At 66.4% G+C, this 21,087-nt stretch carries 26 protein-coding genes; 16 read left to right on the top strand and 10 right to left on the bottom strand.

The window, feature by feature from the left end:
- The first annotated feature begins 117 nt into the window (after positions 1-117).
- Positions 118-1,215, top strand: coding sequence for a 3-deoxy-7-phosphoheptulonate synthase (locus ACFPPB_RS06905; RefSeq protein ID WP_377325700.1), 1,098 nt, complete (start codon positions 118-120; stop codon positions 1,213-1,215).
- 25 nt (positions 1,216-1,240) lie between these two features.
- Here ACFPPB_RS06905 and ACFPPB_RS06910 read toward each other — a convergent pair whose 3' ends face one another.
- A complete protein-coding gene (locus ACFPPB_RS06910; protein ID WP_377325702.1) occupies positions 1,241-1,666 on the bottom strand; it encodes an OsmC family protein in 426 nt (141 codons plus the stop codon).
- A 150-nt stretch (positions 1,667-1,816) separates the two neighbouring features.
- Between ACFPPB_RS06910 and ACFPPB_RS06915 the strand changes: the two genes are divergently transcribed.
- The 8 genes from ACFPPB_RS06915 (at position 1,817) to ACFPPB_RS06950 (ending at position 6,572) form a co-directional block, all read left to right on the top strand.
- Positions 1,817-2,092, top strand: coding sequence for a GNAT family N-acetyltransferase (locus tag ACFPPB_RS06915; RefSeq protein WP_377325704.1), 276 nt, complete (start codon positions 1,817-1,819; stop codon positions 2,090-2,092).
- 140 nt (positions 2,093-2,232) lie between these two features.
- Positions 2,233-2,838, top strand: a complete 606-nt coding sequence (locus ACFPPB_RS06920; protein WP_377325706.1) for a DUF1345 domain-containing protein — start codon at positions 2,233-2,235, stop codon at positions 2,836-2,838.
- A gap of 63 nt (positions 2,839-2,901) precedes the next feature.
- Positions 2,902-3,231 carry a pentapeptide MXKDX repeat protein gene (locus tag ACFPPB_RS06925; RefSeq protein WP_377325708.1) on the top strand — a complete coding sequence of 110 codons (330 nt, stop codon included), beginning with the start codon at positions 2,902-2,904 and terminating at the stop codon, positions 3,229-3,231.
- Between the two features lie 107 nt (positions 3,232-3,338).
- Entirely contained in the window at positions 3,339-4,427 is a 1,089-nt protein-coding gene (locus ACFPPB_RS06930) for an NAD(P)H-dependent flavin oxidoreductase (protein ID WP_377325710.1), read from the top strand.
- 64 nt (positions 4,428-4,491) lie between these two features.
- Positions 4,492-4,878 carry a ribosome silencing factor gene (rsfS, locus tag ACFPPB_RS06935; RefSeq protein ID WP_083572972.1) on the top strand — a complete coding sequence of 129 codons (387 nt, stop codon included), beginning with the start codon at positions 4,492-4,494 and terminating at the stop codon, positions 4,876-4,878.
- A gap of 136 nt (positions 4,879-5,014) precedes the next feature.
- Complete coding sequence (gene rlmH / locus ACFPPB_RS06940; protein ID WP_377325712.1) at positions 5,015-5,485, top strand: 23S rRNA (pseudouridine(1915)-N(3))-methyltransferase RlmH; 471 nt, start codon at positions 5,015-5,017, stop codon at positions 5,483-5,485.
- 31 nt (positions 5,486-5,516) lie between these two features.
- Positions 5,517-5,966 (top strand): GNAT family N-acetyltransferase, encoded by a 450-nt coding sequence (locus ACFPPB_RS06945; protein WP_377325714.1) that lies wholly within the window; start codon positions 5,517-5,519, stop codon positions 5,964-5,966.
- A gap of 33 nt (positions 5,967-5,999) precedes the next feature.
- On the top strand, positions 6,000-6,572 hold the full coding sequence (locus tag ACFPPB_RS06950; RefSeq protein WP_377325716.1) for a Maf family protein: 573 nt from the start codon (positions 6,000-6,002) through the stop codon (positions 6,570-6,572).
- A 6-nt stretch (positions 6,573-6,578) separates the two neighbouring features.
- Here the strand turns inward: ACFPPB_RS06950 and ACFPPB_RS06955 are convergent, their stop codons facing one another.
- Both ACFPPB_RS06955 and ACFPPB_RS06960 read right to left on the bottom strand, forming a co-directional pair.
- Complete coding sequence (locus ACFPPB_RS06955) at positions 6,579-7,409, bottom strand: CPBP family intramembrane glutamic endopeptidase (RefSeq protein WP_377325718.1); 831 nt, start codon at positions 7,407-7,409, stop codon at positions 6,579-6,581.
- Positions 7,410-7,514: 105 nt separating this feature from the next.
- The gene (locus ACFPPB_RS06960) at positions 7,515-7,907 is read right to left on the bottom strand and encodes an MAPEG family protein (protein WP_377325720.1); all 393 of its coding nucleotides are present in this window, start codon (positions 7,905-7,907) and stop codon (positions 7,515-7,517) included.
- A gap of 119 nt (positions 7,908-8,026) precedes the next feature.
- Here ACFPPB_RS06960 and ypfJ point away from each other — a divergent pair, with 119 nt between their 5' ends.
- Together ypfJ and ACFPPB_RS06970 are read left to right on the top strand one after the other, a co-directional pair.
- Positions 8,027-8,893 (top strand): KPN_02809 family neutral zinc metallopeptidase, encoded by an 867-nt coding sequence (gene ypfJ / locus ACFPPB_RS06965; protein WP_377325722.1) that lies wholly within the window; start codon positions 8,027-8,029, stop codon positions 8,891-8,893.
- 102 nt (positions 8,894-8,995) lie between these two features.
- Entirely contained in the window at positions 8,996-9,379 is a 384-nt protein-coding gene (locus tag ACFPPB_RS06970) for a YkgJ family cysteine cluster protein (protein WP_377325944.1), read from the top strand.
- A gap of 3 nt (positions 9,380-9,382) precedes the next feature.
- Here the strand turns inward: ACFPPB_RS06970 and ACFPPB_RS06975 are convergent, their stop codons facing one another.
- Both ACFPPB_RS06975 and ACFPPB_RS06980 read right to left on the bottom strand, forming a co-directional pair.
- Entirely contained in the window at positions 9,383-10,174 is a 792-nt protein-coding gene (locus tag ACFPPB_RS06975) for an anti-sigma factor family protein (RefSeq protein ID WP_377325724.1), read from the bottom strand.
- A complete protein-coding gene (locus ACFPPB_RS06980; RefSeq protein ID WP_377325726.1) occupies positions 10,164-10,733 on the bottom strand; it encodes a sigma-70 family RNA polymerase sigma factor in 570 nt (189 codons plus the stop codon). The genes ACFPPB_RS06975 and ACFPPB_RS06980 overlap by 11 nt, the downstream gene beginning before the upstream one ends.
- A gap of 164 nt (positions 10,734-10,897) precedes the next feature.
- Here ACFPPB_RS06980 and ACFPPB_RS06985 point away from each other — a divergent pair, with 164 nt between their 5' ends.
- Together ACFPPB_RS06985 and ACFPPB_RS06990 are read left to right on the top strand one after the other, a co-directional pair.
- Entirely contained in the window at positions 10,898-11,839 is a 942-nt protein-coding gene (locus ACFPPB_RS06985; protein ID WP_377325728.1) for a metallophosphoesterase family protein, read from the top strand.
- Complete coding sequence (locus ACFPPB_RS06990) at positions 11,836-12,228, top strand: cupredoxin domain-containing protein (RefSeq protein WP_377325730.1); 393 nt, start codon at positions 11,836-11,838, stop codon at positions 12,226-12,228. Before ACFPPB_RS06985 ends, ACFPPB_RS06990 begins: the two co-directional genes overlap by 4 nt.
- Here the strand turns inward: ACFPPB_RS06990 and ACFPPB_RS06995 are convergent.
- Entirely contained in the window at positions 12,215-13,024 is an 810-nt protein-coding gene (locus ACFPPB_RS06995) for a DODA-type extradiol aromatic ring-opening family dioxygenase (protein ID WP_377325732.1), read from the bottom strand. The two genes, ACFPPB_RS06990 and ACFPPB_RS06995, sit on opposite strands and share 14 nt — an antisense overlap.
- Before the next feature lie 140 nt (positions 13,025-13,164).
- Positions 13,165-15,111, bottom strand: coding sequence for a DEAD/DEAH box helicase (locus ACFPPB_RS07000; RefSeq protein ID WP_377325734.1), 1,947 nt, complete (start codon positions 15,109-15,111; stop codon positions 13,165-13,167).
- A gap of 166 nt (positions 15,112-15,277) precedes the next feature.
- Between ACFPPB_RS07000 and fghA the strand changes: the two genes are divergently transcribed.
- A complete protein-coding gene (fghA, locus tag ACFPPB_RS07005; protein WP_377325736.1) occupies positions 15,278-16,126 on the top strand; it encodes an S-formylglutathione hydrolase in 849 nt (282 codons plus the stop codon).
- A 97-nt stretch (positions 16,127-16,223) separates the two neighbouring features.
- On the opposite strand, the gene ACFPPB_RS07010 is transcribed toward fghA, so the two are convergent.
- A complete protein-coding gene (locus ACFPPB_RS07010; RefSeq protein ID WP_377325738.1) occupies positions 16,224-17,561 on the bottom strand; it encodes a DEAD/DEAH box helicase in 1,338 nt (445 codons plus the stop codon).
- Positions 17,562-17,726: 165 nt separating this feature from the next.
- Positions 17,727-18,383: a class I SAM-dependent methyltransferase gene (locus tag ACFPPB_RS07015; RefSeq protein WP_377325740.1), complete on the bottom strand. Its 657-nt coding sequence runs from the start codon at positions 18,381-18,383 to the stop codon at positions 17,727-17,729.
- Between the two features lie 125 nt (positions 18,384-18,508).
- Between ACFPPB_RS07015 and ACFPPB_RS07020 the strand changes: the two genes are divergently transcribed.
- Positions 18,509-19,741, top strand: a complete 1,233-nt coding sequence (locus ACFPPB_RS07020; protein ID WP_377325742.1) for an MFS transporter — start codon at positions 18,509-18,511, stop codon at positions 19,739-19,741.
- A 67-nt stretch (positions 19,742-19,808) separates the two neighbouring features.
- Positions 19,809-20,294, top strand: coding sequence for an FKBP-type peptidyl-prolyl cis-trans isomerase (locus tag ACFPPB_RS07025; protein WP_377325744.1), 486 nt, complete (start codon positions 19,809-19,811; stop codon positions 20,292-20,294).
- Positions 20,295-20,407: 113 nt separating this feature from the next.
- On the opposite strand, the gene ACFPPB_RS07030 is transcribed toward ACFPPB_RS07025, so the two are convergent.
- On the bottom strand, positions 20,408-20,983 hold the full coding sequence (locus ACFPPB_RS07030; protein ID WP_377325746.1) for a C40 family peptidase: 576 nt from the start codon (positions 20,981-20,983) through the stop codon (positions 20,408-20,410).
- Positions 20,984-21,087: the final 104 nt, after the last annotated feature.

Here is a 21,087-nt window from a genome sequence, read left to right on the forward strand (position 1 = left end):
CCAACGGCGGCGGCGCGGGCGCGATCTTACTGAACTGATCGACACAACCACGACCGAACCGCCATCACCGGCGGTTTTTTTATGGCCGCCACCGGAAAATCCTCCAGGAGAGCCGCCATGCACCCCACCGACGACTTGCGCATCCGCGCCATTCACCGCCTCAGCACGCCTGCCGAGGTCATGCGCGACTGCGCGGCCACCGACGCGGCGATGGCCACCGTCGACGCCTCGCGGCAGGCGCTGCACGGCATCCTCGCCGGCAGCGACGACCGCCTCGCGGTGGTCATCGGTCCATGCTCGATCCACGACACCCGCGCCGCGCTGGAGTACGCCGCCCGGCTGGCGCCGCTGCGCCGAGAACTCGGCGATGCGCTGGAGATCGTGATGCGCGTGTACTTCGAGAAGCCGCGCACCACGGTGGGCTGGAAGGGGTTGATCAACGATCCCGACCTGGACGGCAGCTTCCATATCGACAAGGGGTTGCGCCTGGCCCGCGGCCTGCTGCGCGACATCAATACGCTGGGCGTGCCGGCCGGCTGCGAGTTCCTCGACATGATCACCCCGCAGTACATCGCCGACCTGGTGGCCTGGGGGGCGATCGGCGCGCGTACCACCGAAAGCCAGGTACATCGCGAGATGGCCTCGGGGCTGTCCTGCCCGATCGGTTTCAAGAATGGCACCGACGGCAACGTGAAGATCGCGGTGGACGCGGTGCAGGCCGCGGCGCAGCCGCATCATTTCATGGCGGTGACCAAGGACGGCCAGGCCGCCGTGGCCGCCACCCGCGGCAACGGCGACTGCCATGTGATCCTGCGTGGCGGCAAGGCGCCGAACTACGACGCCGCCAGCGTCGATGCGGCCTGTGCCGCGATCGGCAAGGCCGGGCTGCAGGCCCGGGTGATGATCGACGTCAGCCATGCCAACAGCGACAAGAAGCCGGAGAACCAGCCACGGGTGGCCGAGGACATCGCCGTACGGATCGCCGCCGGCGAGCGGCGCATCCTCGGCGTCATGGTGGAGAGTCATCTGCTGGGCGGACGCCAGGAACTCCAGCCCGGCCAGCCGCTGCGCTACGGCCAGAGCATCACCGACGGCTGCATCGACTGGGACAGTTCGGTGCAGGTGCTGCAGCGGCTGGCGCAGGCGGTGCGCCTGCGCCGCGAAGGTGAAGCCACCGCGGGGTCGCCACGCGCTCTCGAAGTCGCCGCCGGGTGAGCCGGCGCGCCGGAAGTGCCGCCGATCAACTCTCCAGGCTGGCGTCCAGCGTGATGGTGGCCTTGAGCACCTTGGAGACCGGACAGCCGAGCTTGGTAGCCTGCGCGATCTTGTCGAAGGTGTCCGCATCGGCACCGGGCACGTTGGCCTTGCAGGCCAGATGCACGGCGGTGATCGAGAAGCCGTCGCCGTCCTTCTCCAGGGTCACTGTCGCCTGGGTGTCGATGCTGTCGGCGGTGAGCCCGGCATTGCCCAGCCCCAGCGACAGCGCCATCGAATAACAGGCCGCATGCGCCGCGGCGATCAATTCCTCCGGATTGGTGCCGGCGCCGTCCTCGAAGCGTGACTTGAAACCGTACGGGGCCTCGCGCAGCACCTTGGTATCGGTCGAGATCGTGCCCTGGCCGTCCTTGATGCCGCCGGACCAGTGGGCGGATGCGGATTTCTTCATGGAATGCTCCTGTTGGGGGATGGTAGGCAAGCGCTCACTGTGCCGGACAGTTCATGCAGCTGGCGCGAACGGATCCAAGCCCGGGCTTCACGTGCGGTTGTCCCGTGCCCGCCGTATGCTCGCAGTTTGTCTTTACAGCAGGGAGTCCACATGCCGTTTGCTATCCAGCACGATCGCGCCGCACATCGCTTCGAGACCGATGTAGATGGCGTCGAATGCGAACTCGACTACACCTTGACCGACGCCGTGATGACGATCACCCATACCGGGGTGCCGCCTGAGGTCGGTGGGCGCGGGATCGCGGCAGCACTGGTTCAGGCCGCGTTCGAAGCGGCGCGCAGCGAGGGCTGGAAGGTCGTGCCGGCATGCTCGTATGCCGCCGCCTGGATCGGACGGCACCCGGAATATCGCGATCTGCGCACCTGAAACTCCCGCTATGATCGCTGCGTGCCGGCGCCAGTGGTTGCGCCATGGAGGCTTGCTTGAATAGTGACGAAACAGGTGTAACGACCCCACGGAAAAAGCGCCGCTGGCGGCCGTTTCACTACGTAAGGGCGCGGCCGCGGATGATCGTGTCGCTGATCATTTTCCTGGTGGCCAGTGCCGTGCTGGTGGAAATGAAGCTGCGTGTGGCCACGGCCATCCTGCTGGCTTTCGATCTGGCTGCCGTAGTGTTCCTGAGCATCCTGGCGCGCCTGTTCAATAAAGCTGCGACGAGCCACATGCGCCGCCAGGCCCAGGCGCAGGACACCGGACGCTGGGGTGTGCTGTGGAGCGGCATCGTGCTGTCGACGGTGGTGCTGGTGGCATTGAGCAACGAACTGCACGCGGCCAAGAGCGGTGGTGTGCTGGCGCTGGCGGTGGGGGCGCTCAGCGTGGTGCTGAGCTGGCTGTTCCTCAACACCATGTTCGCGATCCACTACGCACATGGGTTCTACGGCGATTTCGGCGACAAGCACACCGGGCTGGATTTCCCCGGCACCGAGCAACCGGATTACTGGGACTTCGTCTATTTCGCGATCGTGATCGGCATGTGCTTCCAGGTGTCCGACGTGCAGATCACCAGCCGCTACCTGCGCCGCGTGGTGCTGCTGCACAGCGTCATCGCGTTCTTCTTCAACGTGTTTATCATCGCGATCACGGTGAACATCGTGGCCGGGCAGGGCGGTTAGGCCGGGCTTGTTCCAGCGGTGTAACCGTGGATCGTCCGCAAACGAATGAAGCATGGGGACGGCATGGCTGTCCTCACCTCTTACTTACTTTCCAGGACCTCTCCCATGAACCTACGTCTCGCCACCCTTCTCGTCGTTGCCATGAGCTGCGGCCTTGCCACCACGGCGGTGTTCGCGCAGGACACGATGGCCGCCAGCTCCAGCTCCGCGATGTCGCACGACGCGATGCACAGGGACATGATGAAGAAGGATGCCATGGGCAAGAATGCGATGAAGCACGACTCCATGAAGATGGACGGCATGAAGCATGGCGCCATGAAATATGACGCCATGAAAAAGGGCGCGATGAAAAAAGATGCCATGAAAAGCGACGCGATGAACTCCGGCGGCTGATCGACGGCCGCTTGGCGGCGCGCCGTCACGGCGGCGCCCCGTCGGCGGCTTCTGCCGGATGCTGCAGCGGTGGATACTTGGGCCTTCCACGCCGCAGGCCATCCCCCATGAGTTCGCCATTCGCCAGCCGACTCGGTATCGAGCACCCGCTGATCCAGGCACCGATGGCCGGTTCGTCGCCGCCGGCGCTGGTGGCGGCCGTATCGAGTGCGGGCGGACTGGGCTCGCTGGGCGCCGGTTATCTGGAGCCGCAAGCCATCCTCCAGCAGTCGGCGCAGGTCCGCGCACTCGGCGATCGGCCTTACGCGATCGGCCTGTTCGTGTTGCCTGATGAATTCGAGGCCGACATGGCCGCGGTGGCGAAGGCGCGCGAACAGCTCGATGCGCTGATGGCGCGCGAGGGCCTGGCCGTCCGCACCAGCTTGCCGGCACGCTGGGCGCCGCGCTTTTCCGATCAGTTTGCCGCGCTGTGCGAGGCGCAGCCGGCGGTGGCGAGTTTCGCATTCGGCGTCATCAGCGGAGCGCAACGGCGCGAACTGCGCCAGCGCGACATCTACGTGATCGGTACGGCCACCACGGTGGCCGAAGCACGAGCCTGGGTCGACGCCGGTGCCGATGCGGTCTGCGTGCAAGGCGCCGAGGCCGGCGGTCACCGCGGCACCTTCCTGCACCAGGCCGAGGACGCGATGATCGGCCTGTTCGCGCTGCTGCCGCTCACCGTGCATGCGCTGGCGGCGGATGTTCCGGTGATTGCCGCCGGCGGCATCATGGACGGCCGCGGCATGCTGGCGGCCGAAGTCCTGGGCGCGGCAGCCAGCCAGCTGGGTACCGCTTTCCTCACCTGCCCGGAGTGTTCCGCGGCCGAGGCGTGGAAGCGGGACTTGCCCCAGGCCGAGGAATCCCGGGTCACCACCATCCGGGGCTTCTCCGGGCGCGCTGCGCGCGGCTTGCGCAACCGCTTTGTCGAGGCGATGCCGGAGGCGGCGCAAGGCTTGCCGTATCCGGTGCTGAACGCGCTCACGGCGCCGTTACGCCGTGCCGCCGCCGATGCCGGCCGCGGCGATCTGCTGTCCGAATGGTGCGGCCAGGCTGCCGGCCTAGTGCGTCCGCAGCCCGCGGCCGAGCTGGTCGCACGCCTGATGTACGAGCACCGGCTGGCCAGGCGGACTATGGCGGGCGCCCGAAATACCCCTTGACGGCAGGGCGGTTATACTGCGCCCGCGCCATTCCGCGCTGCGATCACGCCTGAGGCTCCTCCTCTTGAGTACTGCCCGTACGAACAAGTCCGTCACTACGGCCACCCTGCGCAAGTCGGTCATCGACGCGCTGGAAGAACTGAAAGCCAAGGACGTTCGCGAGATCGACGTTCGTGGCAAGACCTCCATCGCCGACTTGCTGGTCATCGCCTCCGGCACCTCCGCCCGCCACGTCAAATCCATCGCCGACGAAGTCGGCAAGTTCGCCAAGAAGGCCGGCGTGATGCCGCTGGGCGTGGAAGGCGAACAGGAAGGCGAGTGGGTGCTGGTGGACCTGGGCGACGTGATCGTCCATGTAATGCTGCCGCGCATCCGCGAGTTCTACGGTCTGGAACGGCTATGGACGGTGGGTGACCACGGGCACGAAGTCGACGCTGCGCAAGCGGGCTGATTTCCGTGCGGGGAGCGCCGCTAGATGGGCCCCTCACCTCGATCCTCTCACCCGCAAGGGGACTCCCTGAGGGTCGCCCGGCGGGGAGAGGAAGCGAACGTGGCACTTCGCACGCGTTACTCGATAAGAGCGCCACATGCGCGCACGTCTGATCGCGGTCGGTGAACGCATGCCCGGCTGGGTGGCCGAAGGCTTTGCCGAATACCGCAAGCGGCTCTCGCGTGAGCTGCCGCTGGAACTGATCGAATTGAAACCCGGCATTCGCGGGAAGGGACGCGACGATGCGCGGGCCATCCTGGACGAAGGCGCGGCGATACTCGCCGCCTTGTCGCACGACATCCATGTGATCGCGCTCGATGGCCGCGGCAAGCCGTGGTCCAGCGAGGAACTGGCTGGGCAACTGGCGCAGTGGCGCATGGCCGGGCGCGATCTGGCGTTTCTGATCGGCGGTCCGGATGGCCACGCGCCCGACGTGCTGGCGCGTGCCGATCAGCGCTGGTCGCTCGGTCCGCTGACCCTGCCGCACATGCTGGTGCGGCTGGTGCTGGCCGAACAGTTGTACCGCGCCACCACGATCATGGCCGGACACCCTTATCATCGCGCCTGATTGTCAGCCCTGCCTACGGAGCCTATTCCCCATGTCCTTCCAGATCCGGCAAGCCACCATCCTCGATCTCGACACGCTGGCGCCGCTGTTCGACGGTTATCGCCAGTTCTACGGCCAGCCGGCCGATCTGGCGCGGGCACATGCCTTTCTCGCCGAGCGCGTCCACCAGCACGAGTCGCTGATCCTGCTGGCGCGGGACGAACACGGCGAAGGCCTGGGCTTCACCCAGCTCTACCCGCTGTTCTCCTCCGTGCGCACGGTACGCATCTGGTTGCTCAATGATCTGTTCGTGGTGCCGTCGGCACGCCGGCAAGGCGTGGCGGCCGGCTTGCTGGATGCCGCGGCGGAACAGGCGCGGGCCTTGGGCGCTGCCAGCCTGTCGCTGTCGACGGCGCTGGACAATGCGCCGGCGCAGGCCTTGTACGAGTCGAAGGGCTGGCAGCGCGACTGGCAGTTCTGCGAATACAGCCTCATCTTGTGAGTCGCTGCGACTTCACCACCGATCGGAATCCAGATGCTTCATCTCGCTTCGCAGTCGCCGCGCCGTCGCCAGTTGCTGGAACAGATAGGAGTGGATTTCGCCGTGCTCGACGTGGATGTGCCCGAGCAGCGCATGCCGGGCGAATCGCCGGGGGCCTACGTAAGCCGCGTGGCGCGCGACAAGGCGCTGGCGGGACTGGCCGGCCTGGGCAACCCGCAGGACGCCATCGTGCTGGGCGCGGATACCGAAGTGGTGCTGGACGATGAAGTATTCGGCAAGCCGCAGGACGCCGATGCGGCCGCCGCGATGCTGCGCCGCCTGTCGGGGCGTACGCATGCGGTGATTTCGGTGGTGTGGCTGGTCGCTGCCGCACGCGAGCAATCCGTGGAGTGCGTGTCGCAGGTGCGCTTCGCCGCGCTGGACGAACCGGCCATCGCCGCCTATGTCGCCACCGGCGAGCCGTTCGGCAAGGCCGGCGCCTACGCCATCCAGGGACGCGGCGCGGCGCTGATCGAGCACCTGCAAGGCAGCTATTCCGGCGTGATGGGCTTGCCGGTGTTCGAGACGGCACGCCTGCTGCACGACTTCGCCATCCCGTCGAGGTGAGTGTGCTCAGCCGGGCAGGTTGACCGCCACGAACCAGCTCAGCACGGCCAGCAGGTTGTTGGCGCCGTGCGCCACGACGGCGGGCCAGATCGAGCCCGAGCGCAGACGCAGCCACGCCAGCACCAGCGCCAGCAGGGCCAGTCCGGGCAGCGCGTACCACTGGTACTGCAGGCCCGGCAGATGGATCAGCGCGAACGCCAGCGAGGTGAGCGTCATGGCCCAGCCCGCGTGCCAGCGCTGCAGCAGCGCCGACAGCAGCACGCCGCGGAACAACAGCTCCTCCACCAGCGGACCCACGCTGACCACCATGAGCACCAATGGAATACGCAGCCCCAGCGGGGTGTTGCCGCCGAGTTGCTGGATGTCCTGGGTCACCGTATGGCCGTGCGCCAGCCACTGGGTCAGCAGTGAACCCGCTACCGGTGCAGCCAGGCCCGCCACCACCGCGAGGGCCAGGAACCGCAGGTTGCGCGGCAACGTGAAGCCGAAGCCGGGCGGCTGTGCCAGCGACCATAGCTGTGGCCATTTCCGGCGCGCCAGCCACAGGGTCAGTGGTGCGGCGATGCCGATCGAAAGCATGGCCAGCAGCGCCTGCATGGCGGGCTGTCCGAGGATGGCCGCAATCGCATGATGGAGATCCGGCCCGGCATGGCTGAAAGCCGTCGCCACGCTCACTGCCGACACGAATGAGGCGCCGGCCACGACCTGCAGCACGAAATACGCGGCGATCAATCCCGCGGCGGCCCACAGGCCGGGCGCGCGCACATGGAGCAGCGGTACCGGCGGGAACGACCGTGCGGGAGGCGGCAGCGGAGCTTCGGTGCAGATGACGTCCATGCGGAAACTATGCCTGAGGGGTTGCGGGCGGGGAACAGGCGAGCGCCATGCGGGCGAGCCGATGGCCGCGCCGCAAGCGGATGTGGCCTGGTCGAGGAGATGTCCTCAGCCCAGCAGCATGACCCGGCCGACCCCGAAGCAGGCCATCACCAGCGCTGCCGCCCAGCCCAGCAGGGCGACCGTGAAGCCGGGCCCCCGGCTGCCTGCCGCTTTCAGGTAGGCCTGCGCGTACCACACGCGGCCGACAAGCCAGACCAAGCCTGCGATTCCGGCCCAACCGCTGAAACCATAGTTGGCCGCCAGCCACAGCGTGGGCAGGAACATCACCGTGCTCTCCAGCGTGTTCATCTGCACCCGATAGGCACGCTCGAAGGCCGGATCGCCTGTGGTCGAAGGTGCCTTGATGCCGTACTTGCCGCGGGCGTGACTCACGATCCAGGTGGTGCCGAACAGCAGCAATACGGTGAGCAAGGTAACCAGCGCAGGCAGATGGGTCATGGCGGATTCTCGTGGAAGGTAGCCTACTGTAGCCGCACGGCCCGCTTGGCGTGATTCCGATCGAGGCGTTATCGTCGCCCTGTGGCATCGGGTGCGGTGCATGAGTCAGCGAGGGGCGTATGGATTGGCAGAAAGGTGGCAGCAGCGAGAACGTCGAGGTCGACAGCGGCAGCGGTGGCGGGTCGCGCTTCGGTGGTGGTGGTGGCCGCATGGGCATTGGCGGCCTGATCGTGCTGGCGATCCTGGGCTGGATCTTCTTCAAGAATCCGCTGGCCTTGCTCGATCAGGGCGGCGGTCAGTCCTACGCGCCGACGCAGACGAGCGTGCCGGCGCAGGTCGATCCGCAGCAGAAGGCCTTTGTCAGCGCGATCCTGCATTCGACCGAGCAGACCTGGGGCGAAATTTTCCAGGCAAAGGGAGCGACCTACGTCGACCCCAAGCTGCACCTGTTCAGCGGCGGCGGCGGCGTGAACACGGCCTGCGGCGGCGCCACCACGGCGGTGGGCCCGTTCTATTGCCCGGGCGACCAGAAGGTGTACCTGGATGTGGCGTTCTTCCAGCAGCTGCAGGATGAGCTGCATTCTTCCGGCGATTTCGCCCGCGCCTACGTGATCGCGCACGAGGTCGGCCACCACGTGCAGAAGCTGACCGGCGTGTTCGACAAGGTCGACGCCGCACGTCGCCGCGGCGCGTCCATGGACGGCGCCGATGGCTTGTCCGTGCGGCAGGAGCTGCAGGCGGATTGCTATGCCGGCGTATGGGCCAACCACAGCCAGCAGGAACTGAACTGGCTGCAACCGGGCGACATCGAATCGGCGCTCAACGCCGCCAGTCATATCGGCGACGACACGCTGCAGCAGGCGCAGGGGCGGGTACGGCCCGATACGTTCACCCACGGCACCTCGGCGCAGCGGGTGAAATGGTTCAAGACCGGCTTCAGCAGCGGCGACATGGACCAGTGCGACACGTTTGCCGGCGAACCCTGAGCCAGGCCGGTTCGGCGAATGTGCAAGGCCTGCTGTATGGTGGGCCCTGCACGTTGCGGAATCCTCCGGATGCGTGCGGCGGAGTGCTTCTTGGTCGATACATTGCAACATCCCTGTCTGCGCTGCGGTGCCTGCTGCGAGTTCTTTCGCGTGGGGTTCCACTGGTCGGAGACCGAGGCCTCGCTGGGCGGGTGCGTACCGCCGGAGCTGACTGAAAAGCTCGATCCGCACCGCCTGTCGATGCGCGGTACCGATGCAGCGCAACCACGCTGCGTGGCATTGCAGGGAACCGTGGGCAAGGCGGCGCATTGCGGTATCTACGCGCGACGTCCGTCGGTATGCCGCGAAGTGCCGCCATCGTGGGAGTTCGGTGTAATCAGTCCGCAATGCGACAAGGCGCGACTCGCGCATGGGCTGCCGCTGCTGACGCCTGAGGACTGGCTCGAGCCGTTCGATGCTGCCGGGTCGTTGTCGCAGATCGTCTGACTGCTATGGCGGCGAGTGCGCGGTCGGCGTGCCGGCATCGTTCTGGAAGGCGAGCACGAACTGTTTCAGGTCGCCCGCGCTGACGTCGGAAACGGCGACGTAATGCATGCCTCCGTTCGCCCAGCGAATGACGGTGTAACCGTGGCGCTGCTCTTCGGATGACGCTGTTGCCGATGCATCTGACGGCCACTGGTAGAGGTTGATCACGTGCAGGTGCCGTTTGTAGATCAGGGCAGCGACACTGCGTCCGGCTATCGCATCGAGACGGCCGCCGATGAGCGGGAATCCTTCGCTGGCGAGATCCTCCACCCGCGGCGAGAAATCGAGCTTGCCCTCGAACCACGGTTTCACCGTGTGCTGATCGGTCGACACCACGTCCATCAGGTGTTGTGCCTGCAGCGAACGGATATGGCTGGAGATGGCCTCGGCCACGATCGGATTGCCGCCCGCACCGCCTTGCCTCAAGGCAGCGATCCAGGCCGGGCTGGTGAGCAGCAGCGCCCCGGCAAAACCGGCAGCCATCGCGTAGGCGAGCGGTGCGCGCCGGCGGCTGGGCGACGCGAGGACGGCGGTCGCCGCGGGTTGCGCGGGATTCCAGCGTTCGCGCAGCGCATCCGGTGCGCGACGGTACAGCCCAGGTTGTGCCAGCGCCTTGCGCAGCCGGCCGTAGACGTCATAGCTGGCCGCACATGCGGTGCAATCGTGCAGGTGCCTGATCATGGCGGCGCTCTGCGCGGCGTCCAGTTCGTCGTCGAGATAAGCGTGCACCAGCAGCCTGGCGTCATCACACGTCATGGCGGCGTACCTCTCTGGGATGGTGGATCAGCTCGGCTTTCAGGCGTTCGCGCGCGCGGGCGAGCCGGGACATGACCGTGCCGATTTTCTGTTCGGTGATCGCGGCGATCTCCTTGTAGGAACACTCTTCCAGCTCGCGCAGCACCAGCACTTCGCGCAGCGGAGAAGGCAGGCGTTCCAGCGCCAGCTGCAGCGTGCCGACGTCGACCGCGAGCAAGGTCAGGGTCTCCGGGGAAGGGCCCTCATCGACGAGCGCGTGGGTGTCTTCGTCCAGCGACTGGTGCAGGCTGCCCTGCGGCGTCTTCGTGCGCAGCGTGTAGAAGCTGTTGCGCACAATGGCGAGCAGCCAGACCCGCGCGTCGCCGCCATGGAAACTGTCGAAATAGCGCAGCGCCCGCAGCATCGCTTCCTGCACCACATCCTGCGCGTCGGCATCGTCGCGCGCGAGCCAGCGCGCGAGGTTGTAGGCCGCGTCCAGGCACGGCAGCACCAGCGCCTCGAAGCGCGCGCTGCGGACACTGTCCGGGCTTGGCGGGATGACGTGCAGATCGGCAGGCATAAAAGGATTACCTCGGCCGACTCGACTTTATTCCCGACGCGCAAAAGCGGGAATAGGGGATGCGGACGAGCGGTAATGCAGGGTGAAGGGTGGCTTGGGCATCGACGGCCACCCGATTCCCGGAATCGGTCATTCCGACCATTTCACTCCTGCGGAGTTTCATCATGCAAGACAATCACGACAACGAAACCGGCGGCCGACGCCAATTCCTCAAATGCATGGCCTGGGCCGGCGCCGGCACGCTCTGGCTGATGAAGGGCGGCGTGCTGCACGCCCACGCGCTGGATGAAGGCGCCAAGGCAGCCGCGACGGATGCCAGCTTCAGCTTTGCGCAGATCAGCGATTCGCACATCGGTTTCCACAAGGAGCCGAACATGGATGTGGTGGGTACGCTGCGCGCCTCGGTGGCGCTGGTCAATGCGCAGGCTGTCTGTCCGGATTTTCTGCTGCATACCGGCGACCTCACGCATCTGTCCAAGCCCGAACAATTCGACACACTGGCCGGCGTGATGCAGGAGTCGCACGCCCGCAAGGTGTTCTACGTGCCTGGCGAGCACGACGTGATCGGCGACAACGGCGCCGAGTTCTTCCGGCGCTTCGGCGAACGCCAGCACGCCGGCGGCTGGTACAGCTTCGATCATCGGGGCGTGCACTTCGTCGGTCTGATCAACGTGCTCGATCTCAAGGCCGGCGGGCTGGGTTCGCTGGGAGCGGAACAACTGACCTGGCTGAAAAAGGATCTCGCCGGGCTATCCGCCGAAACGCCGCTGGTGGTGTTTGCCCACATGCCGCTGTGGCCGTTGTACCCGCCGTGGGGCTGGGGTACGGACGACAGCGCCGAGGCGATGTCCTTCTTGCGGCGGTTCGGCTCGGTCAGTGTGCTCAATGGCCATATCCACCAGATCCAGCAGAAGGTGGAGGGCAACATCACGTTCTACACGGCGCGCTCGACCGCCTATCCGCAGCCGGCACCGGGCGTCGGACCCGGGCCAGGTCCCATGAAGGAAGTAGCGGCCGGTGCGCTGCATCGCTATCTCGGCATCCGCGATGTGCGCCACGTGCAGGGCAAGCAGGTGCTTGCCGTGACTGAGGAGGTGCTGTCGTGAAAGCTCTCGCACAAGGTTCTGCGCGCAAGCGCGCGATGCGCCGGCATCCCGGTGCGCTGTGGCTGTTGGGATCGCTGTGCCTCGCCATGAGTGCGTCGCCTCCCTCCGGTGCAGCGAGCGCGGCAGCTTTGAAAGCGCAGGCGCAGCAGATCGAGATACGCAACTTCGCCTTCGCGCCCAAGTCGCTGACGGTGCGGGCGGGTACCCGTGTGATGTGGACCAACCGGGACGAGGAGCCGCACGTGATCACCAGTGCCGGTTCGCTGTTCGCTTCCTCGAAGGGACTGGATACCGGCGACTCCTACGCCGTGACGTTTTCCAAGCCGGGGACCTATGCCTACTACTGCTCGATCCATCCGATGATGGTCGGCACGATCATCGTGCAGTGAGCGGGGTGGTCGGGCCGTCGAAGCGGTAGATGTCCATCGCCAGCAGGCCCATGTCTATCCCGGCGTCGATCCGTTGCGCCCGCGCGCTGGCACCCGCGGCGCCCAGCGCCACGAACAGCGGCAGCAGGTGTTCGTCGGTGGGATGGGCGCGTTCGGCGAACGGGGCCTGGCGGCGGTAGTCGAGCAGCGCATCGATGCCGCCGGCGGCGAGCTTCTGCTCGATCCAGTCGATGAACGGCTTCACATACGGCGCCTGCCGTTCGTCGCTGTAACCGGCGCGGAGATCATGCAGGTTGTGGGTGATGCTGCCGGAACCGATCACCAGCACGCCTTCGTCGCGCAATGGCGCCAGCGCCTGACCCAGCGCGTAATGATGGGCCGGGCCCAGCTCGGGCTGTATCGAGACCGGCACCACCGGAATGTCGGCGTCCGGATACAGCAGGCGCAGCGGCACCCACGCACCGTGGTCCAGCCCGCGCGCGGGATCGGCGCCAGGCGCTAGCTTCGCCTGGTCCAGCATTTGCACGATGCGTTCGGCCAGCGCCGGCGAACCGGGCGCCGGGTAGCGCAGCTGGTAAAGCGCTGCGGGAAAGCCGCCGAAGTCGTGGATGGTTTCCGCAGCCGCCGCGCTGCCGACCAGCGGCTTCCGTGACAACCAGTGCGCGCTCGCCATCACGATCGCCTTGGGCCGCGGCAATACGGCGGCCAGCTCGGCCAGCCGCGCGCCGGTCAGGCCCGGGTGCAGCGCGGTCATCGGGGAACCGTGCGAGATGTACAGGCTGGGCAGAGTGGTCATGGGCATCGCTCCGTTGAAATCGACGCCTCCATGATGGGGGCGCGGCGGAGATTTGCAGAGGCTGCCGGCGGAAACGATGTGTTGCCGCATCGCTGCCTGCCGCACCGCCGCCTCGAAGGCGAGCGGTGCGGCAGGCGCGCTTACTTGCGCCGCGGCGGCTTGCCGCCGCCGGGCCGCGGCTTGAATCCGCCGGGTTTCTTGAAGCCGCCGGGCTTGTGCGCCGGCGGCGCGCTGGTGCCGGTGTCGGTGCCGTCCCACTCGTGGATGCGCAACTGCTGCTGCACCACCCACACTTTCTTGAGGTGTTCGAACACTTCCGCCGGCATGCCTTCGGGCAGGTCGATCAGGCTGTAGTGGTCGCGGATGCTGAGGCGGCCGATGAACTGGCTTTCCAGCCCGGCCTCGTTGGCGATCGCGCCCACGATATTGCCCGGCTTCACGCCGTGTTCGTGGCCGACCTCGATGCGGTAGGTGCGCTTGCCTTCCTCGGTGGCGTGCGCGCGTACCGGGCGATGGCCGAAGTCGCGCGGCGGTGCTTGCTCGTGTCCGGCACGCTCGTGCGCGGCATGCTCTCGAGAGGCATGTTCGCGCGGCCGCTGTTCATGCGGCCTGGATTCGCGCGGAGCATGGCTGGCTGCGCTGGTTTCGCGGCCGCCGGGCGGGCGTCGCTCGCTGCTCGTGCGTTCGCGCGGGGCCGCGCGCTCGACGCGTTCGCGTGAGGCGGGCTCGTATTTTTCGCGCTTCGGCGGCGGCGCCAGCAGCAGCGGCTGGTCGCCTTGCGCGATGCGCGCGAGTGCGGCGGCAATCTCGACCGCCGGCACGTTGTGTTCCTGCTCGTACTGCTCGATCAGCTGCTGGAACTGGCCCAGGTCGCCCTGCGCCAGCATGTCGCTGATGCGCTGCTTGAACTTGCCGATGCGCACGTCGTTGACCACCTCGACCGACGGCAGCTGCATCTGTTCGATCGGCTGGCGGGTGGCGCGCTCGATCGCGCCCAGCATGCCGCGCTCGCGCGGGCTGACGAACAGGATCGCGTCGCCGGCGCGGCCGGCGCGGCCGGTGCGGCCGATGCGGTGCACGTAGCTCTCGGTGTCGTACGGGATGTCGTAGTTCAGCACGTGGCTGATGCGCTCCACGTCGAGGCCGCGCGCGGCCACGTCGGTGGCGACCAGGATGTCGAGCTTGCCGTCCTTCAGCTGCTGGATCACCCGCTCGCGCTGCGGCTGGGCGATGTCGCCGTTGATCGCGGCGGCGGCCAGGCCGCGTGCCTGCAGCTTGCCGGCCAGTTCCTCGGTGGCCTGCTTGGTGCGCGCGAAGATGATCATCGCGTCGAACGGCTCGGCTTCCAGGATGCGCGTCATCGCATCGAGCTTGTGCATGCCGCTGACGAACCAGTAGCGCTGGCGGATGTTCGGCGCGGTGCTGGTGGAAGTCTTGATGGTGACTTCGACCGGATCCTTCAGGTGACGCTGGGCGATCTTGCGGATCACCGACGGCATGGTCGCCGAGAACAGCGCGACCTGACGCTCGGGCGGCGTCGCCTGCAACACCTTCTCGACGTCGTCGATGAAGCCCATGCGCAGCATTTCGTCGGCTTCGTCGAGCACCAGGTACTTCAACTCGGACAGATCCAGCGTGCCCTTGTCCATATGGTCGATCACACGGCCGGGCGTGCCGACCACGACATGCACGCCGCGCTTGAGCGAGTGCAACTGCGGGCCGTAGCTCTGGCCGCCGTAGATCGGCAGCACCTGGAAACCGGGAATGTGTGCGGCGTAGCGCTGGAACGCTTCGGCGACCTGGATCGCCAGCTCGCGCGTGGGCGCCAGCACCAGCGCCTGCGGCTTGCCGGCGCGCGGGCTGATCCGCGACAGGATCGGCAGCGCGAACGCGGCGGTCTTGCCGGTGCCGGTCTGCGCCTGGCCGAGCACGTCGCGGCCTTCCAGCAGGGGTGGGATGGTGGCGGCCTGGATCGGCGACGGCGATTCATAGCCGACATCGGCCAGTACGCGCAGAACGTCAGGGTGCAGCGCGAGTGCGCCAAAGCCGGACGGAACCGGGGCGTTGTCGGAAACGGGGGAAGACATGGGAACCTCGAAACTGAAAGCGGCATCGGGAATGCGACGCGCAAGTCGTGCATTCTATCAGCCTGCGGCGTTGTGCGTTGCAGTATTGGCTGAACGTGGAGGCAGGTGCTTGGATATGCCGGGATGGTGGATGTGTGGATATGCCGGGATAGTTGATGTAAGGACGATGAGTATGTTTGAGACGATTTCCGAACAGCAGCTGCATGGCGGCATACAAGGCTTTTACCGGCACCATTCGGATGCCTGCGATGGCCCGATGCGTTTTGCCGTGTACCAGCCGCCGCAAGCCGCACAGCGGGCGTGTCCGGTGTTGTATTTCCTGGCCGGCCTGACCTGCACTGAGGAGACGGCGACGATCAAGGCCGGCGCGCAACGGCTGGCGGCCGAGCTGGGCCTCGTGCTGGTGATGCCCGATACCAGCCCGCGCCATACCGGCATCGACGGCGCCACCGGCGACTGGGAGTTCGGCGAAGGCGCCGGCTTCTATGTCGACGCCAGCGCCGCGCCGTGGTCGATGCATTTCCGCATGCGCAGCTACGTGGCCGACGAGTTGCCGGCGTCGATCGCCGCGCACTTTCCGGTGGATGTCGAGCGCAGCGGCATCAGCGGCCATTCCATGGGTGGCCACGGCGCGTTGACGATCGCATTGGCGCATCCGGCACGCTACCGCTCGGTGTCGGCGTTCGCGCCGATCGTGGCGCCCAGCCAGGTGCCATGGGGCAGGAAGGCGTTGCCGCGTTATCTCGGTGCCGACCCGAAAGCCTGGGCCGACTACGATGCCTGCGAGCTGGTGCGCCGGCAGACTTTTCCCGGCGTGATCCTGATCGATCAGGGCGAGGCCGACCAGTTTCTCGAAGCCCAGCTGAAACCCGAGCTGTTCGACCAGGCCTGTGCGGAATCGGGGCAGGCGTTGCTGCTGCGCCGGCACCCCGGTTACGACCACAGTTACTGGTTCATCGCCAGCTTTATCGACGACCACCTGCGCCATCACGCCGAGGCGTTGGACCTGATGTAGGAGAGGCTTCGGCCGCGATGCTCTTCAGGCTCGGAGAAAGGCATCGTGGCTGAAGCCGCTCCTACAAGAGCCGTTCCCAAACAGGGAAGTGGCGGATTCAGGCCTTGGCGGCAGGGCGCGGATTCGAGCGGCGGCGCTGGTTGCCGGCGGCGTGGTCGCCACGGCCTTGCGGCGCATAGCCATTCGGGCGGGCCGAACCGGCGGGCTTGCCCTGACGCGGCGCGCGCGATTGACGTTGTCCGCCGCCACCGCCACCGCCACCTTGTTTCGGGCGCGGCGCACCGGCATCCAGCCGCAGTGGTGCAGAGGGCTCGTAGCTGGCGATCGGCGTGATCGCAATGTCCTGCTTCAGCAGTTTGCGGATGTCGTGCAAGAGACCGGACTCGTCGTGGCTGACCAGCGATACCGCCAAGCCTTCCATGCCGGCGCGACCGGTGCGGCCGATGCGATGCACATAGTCTTCGGCGACCGAGGGCAGATCGAAATTGATCACGATCGGCAGCTGCTCGATATCGATGCCGCGGGCCGCGATATCGGTGGCGACCAGCACGGTGACGCGGCCGTTCTTGAAGTCGCTGAGTGCGCGGGTGCGGGCGTTCTGGCTCTTGTTGCCGTGGATCGCGGCGGTGCGCAGGCCGGAGGCGTTTAGGAACGTCACCAGCTTGTCGGCGCCGTGCTTGGTGCGGCTGAACACCAGCGACTGCCGGCGGCTGTCAGCCGACAGCAGGTGCAGCAGCAAATCACGCTTGCGCGAGGCATCGACCGGGTGCACCTGATGGCTGACCAGGGTGGTGACGGTGTTCGGCGCCGAAACCGAGATCTCTTTCGGGTTGTGCATGAACTCCATCGCCAGCGTCTTGATCGCAGGTGCAAACGTGGCGGAGAACAGCAGCGTCTGGCGCTTCTTCGGCACCGACTGCAGGATGCGCTTCAGTGCCGGCAGGAAGCCCATGTCCAGCATGCGGTCCGCTTCATCGAGGATCAGCGTTTCCACGGCTGACAGATCGAGTGTGCGCTGCTGCATGTGATCGATCAGCCGACCCGGGGTGGCGATGACGATGTCGACGCCGCGACGCAGTGCGTTGATCTGCGGGCCCATGCTGACGCCGCCGAAAATGGTGGTGGCGCTGACCTGCATGTGCTTGCCGTAATCGCGCAGGTTTTCATGTACCTGGGCGGCCAGTTCGCGTGTCGGGGTCAGTATCAGCGCGCGCGGGCGACGGGTCATGGTCTGGCCGCTGGTGGACAGTTTCTGCAGCAGCGGCAGCGCGAACGCGGCGGTCTTGCCGGTGCCGGTCTGGGCAGCGGCGAGCAGGTCGTGGCCTGCCAGTGCCGGCGGAATCGCGGCGGTCTGGATCGGGGTGGGCTGGGTATAGCCGTAATCGGCAAGCGCACGCAGCAACGCGGGCGCAAGGCCCAGCGAATCGAAAGACATGTAACACTCCTGAGCAACCCGGAGTGTTCATACCGTGTTGCGGACTTGGGGGAAGAGGGCGGCGTATGCCGCAGCAGTCAGAGCGACTGCGCCGGCGAGTATAGCCTATCCATGGGCATCGTGCCTGCGCGATGGCCGGCAAACTGAATGGAACGGTGGAGCCGCTCAGTCACGCCGGCGCGCCACGATCAGGTAACTGTTGAACGGGGTCCAGCCACGCAGTGGTTCGATGCGCGCCTCGAGCCCGGCATTTTCCAAGGGCGCACGTAGTTCACCAGCCACCGGATAGTGCTGCGCTCCACCGGGAATCCAGCCGGACACGCGCAGAAAAAACTCCTCGATCCGGGTGGCGTGGAAACGCCAGTTCGGTTCGCGCAACACATTGCGGATGATCAGGCAGCCTTGCGGTGCCAGATGACGAATGGCCGCCCGCAACAGCGCGGGCTGACGTTCGGCAGGCAGATAGTGCAGCACGTCGAGCAGGGCGACGTTACCGTGCATCGGCGGAAGATCGGCCACGTCGGCATGCTGCAGGCTCATCACCGCGTCGACTCCCGCACGCCGTACGGCCATCCGTCCAGCAGCGATCTTGCGCGAGTCGTGATCGAGTCCGAGGTACGGCTGCCGATGTCCCTGCGCGTGCAGGTACTGTCCGAGCAGGCCGATGCCGCAGCCGATGTCGAGCAAGGGCAGCGGACTGCCGGCAATCAGCGCCGCGGTGGCCGCATAGACCGGATCGCTGGCCAGTTTGCTTCGGATGTAGCAGCGCTGCAGGTGACTGTCATACAGGCTGACGATGCGATGTCGGGTGCGGCGATCCATTTAGGGCATCCCTTGGTCGGCCTGCAGCCTAGGTCATCGAGCGCGCGCGTGCCATGCGTCGCTGCCGCGCATTTCGATCATACCCAGCATACGATAGCGGCCATCCGCCGTCCGAGGAGCTCCCGATGCCGTTGCTTGCGCCCCTGCGCGAACTCGATGCCACCCAGCGACGCACCGTGCTGGCAAGTTTCCTCGGCTGGACGCTGGATGCGTTCGACTACTTCCTGCTGACCTTCGTCATCGTCACGGTGTCGGAGGAGTTCGAGGTGGGTACGGCGCAGATCACCTACGCGTTGTTCCTGACCCTGGCCGCGCGGCCGCTGGGTGCGTTGCTGTTCGGACGGCTGGCCGACCGGTTCGGGAGGCGGCCCATCCTGATGCTCGATGTGATTCTGTTCTCGGGGTTCGAACTGGCCACGGCTTTCTCGACGTCGCTAACGATGCTGCTGGTGCTGCGTTTCCTGTTCGGCGTGGCGATGGGCGGTGAATGGGGCATCGGTGCGTCGCTGGCGATGGAGTCGATACCGGCGAAGGCCCGCGGTGCGGTTTCCGGTCTGCTGCAGAGCGGCTATCCGTGCGGCTTCTTCCTCGCGGCGCTGGCGAACTGGCTGCTGGTCGACCACATCGGTTGGCGCGGGCTGTTCGTGGTCGGCGCGGCTCCGGCCCTGCTGGTGCTGTACATCCGGCGCAAGGTGCCCGAGTCGACGGTATGGCAAGAGGGACAGCGGGCGTCGAAACGCCCTGGGCTGCGCGAGGCCATGCGCGGGCAATGGAAGCTGGCCGTCTATCTGATGCTGTTGATGATGGCGTTCAACATGTTCAGCCACGGCTCGCAGGACATGTACCACACCTTCGAGGAAACCAACCTGCACTTGCCCACCGGCTCGGCAACGGCCTTCATGCTGGTGGCGATGCTGAATCTCGGCGCCCTGGCCGGCGGTCTTTATTTCGGCGCGGTGTCGGAACGGATCGGGCGGCGCAAGGCGATGATGATCGCCGCGTTGCTGGCGATACCGGTGATTCCGCTGTGGATGTATGGCGGCTCGCTGATCCTGCTGGGCCTTGGCGCGTTCCTGATCCAGGTGATGGTGCAAGGTGCCTGGGGCGTGGTGCCGACCCATCTGAACGAGTTGTCGCCGGCCGCAGTGCGCGGCACCTTGCCTGGGTTCGCCTATCAGATGGGCAACCTGCTGGCAGCGGTCACCGCTACGGCGCAGACCTGGCTGGCCCAGCGGCATGGTGGTGATTTCGCGTTCGCGATGTCGCTGTGGATGGTGCTGGTGGCCTTGTTGCTGGCAGTGCTGCTGTGGTTCGGGCCGGAGGCGCGCGGGGTGGGTTTCGGTCACGCGGAGTCGTGAGGCCGACGCCGGCGGCCTGTCCGCTGCTGGTAGAATCCGTCGTTTGATCCCATCGACGAGACACGCAATGAAGGCTGGCAAGGACAAGGTCATCGCGATCCACTACACGCTGACGGTGGACGGTGAAAAGGTTGAGAGCTCGCACGACCACGACGAGCAACTGTGGATCCTGCTGGGCCACGGCCAGCTGATTCCCGGTCTGGAGACGGCGCTGGAAGGCCACGAGGCCGGCGATACGCTGTCGGTGGACGTGGCCGCCGCCGACGGTTACGGCGAGCGCCAGGAAGGCCAGGTCCAGCGCATGTCGAAGAAATATTTTCCGAACGCCAACCGGCTCAAGCCGGGCATGGTCACCGTGCTGAAGCTGAAGGACGGCGGCCAGCGCGCCGTGACGGTGCACAAGGTCGGCATGAGCGCGATCGATGTGGACCTGAACCACCCGATGGCCGGCAAGACCTTGCATTTCGACGTGGCCCTCGGCGAAGTGCGCGATGCCACCGAAGAAGAAATCCAGCACGGCCACGCGCATGCGCCGGGCGCCGATGCGCATTGAAAGTCCTTTTCAGTGAAGTAAAACCTCGACGGCGCCCACGGCGCCGTCGTTCGTTTGGCCGTTCTTCCGTCCGGGGACAAGGTCGGGATGAGGGGCCAATCTCGCCCGGTACCTCAATCCAGCAATCGCTTGCCGTACGCAAAATGGCCGCCCCAGTAAGGCCCGTCGATGTCGTCCAGCCGCACCGTGCCGCCGCTGTTCGGCGCGTGCACGAAACGGCCCTTGCCGACGTACACGCCGACGTGGCTGATCGCGCCGCCGATGTCGAAGAACACCAGGTCCCCACTGGCCAGCTGGGTCATACGGTGCACCTTCCGGCCGTCCATGGCAGCCATCTCGTGCGAAGTGCGAGGCAGCTCGATGCGGGCGGCGGTGCGATAGATGTAGTCGATCAGGCCGCTGCAGTCGAAGCCGCCAGCGGGGGTATTGCCGCCCCAGCGATATGGAGTGCCGACCAGGGCGATCGCGCGGAACAGGATGTCATTCGCCTCGCCGGCGCTGGCCGCCGATGGCGCCAACGCCGGCAGGTCGGCCAGCGCCGAATGCGACGGCTTGTAGGTGGATTCGCGTCGATGGGGGGTGCTGGCACAGGCGGCCAGCAGCAGGATCGCGACGGCCAACAGTGCCAACCGGGTGAAACGCCGTGGACATCGTGTGGAACGGAATCGGGACAGCGGATCCGAATACATGGGGCGGCCTCGGCATGAGTCGAGCTGAGGTTATCAAATCAATGGGTTGGAAGGAAGTTGTGAGAAACTAGGCGAATCAACTGGCATGTCCGCCAGTGCGGCTG

Source organism: Rhodanobacter terrae (assembly GCF_042657005.1).
Lineage (GTDB): Bacteria > Pseudomonadota > Gammaproteobacteria > Xanthomonadales > Rhodanobacteraceae > Rhodanobacter > Rhodanobacter terrae.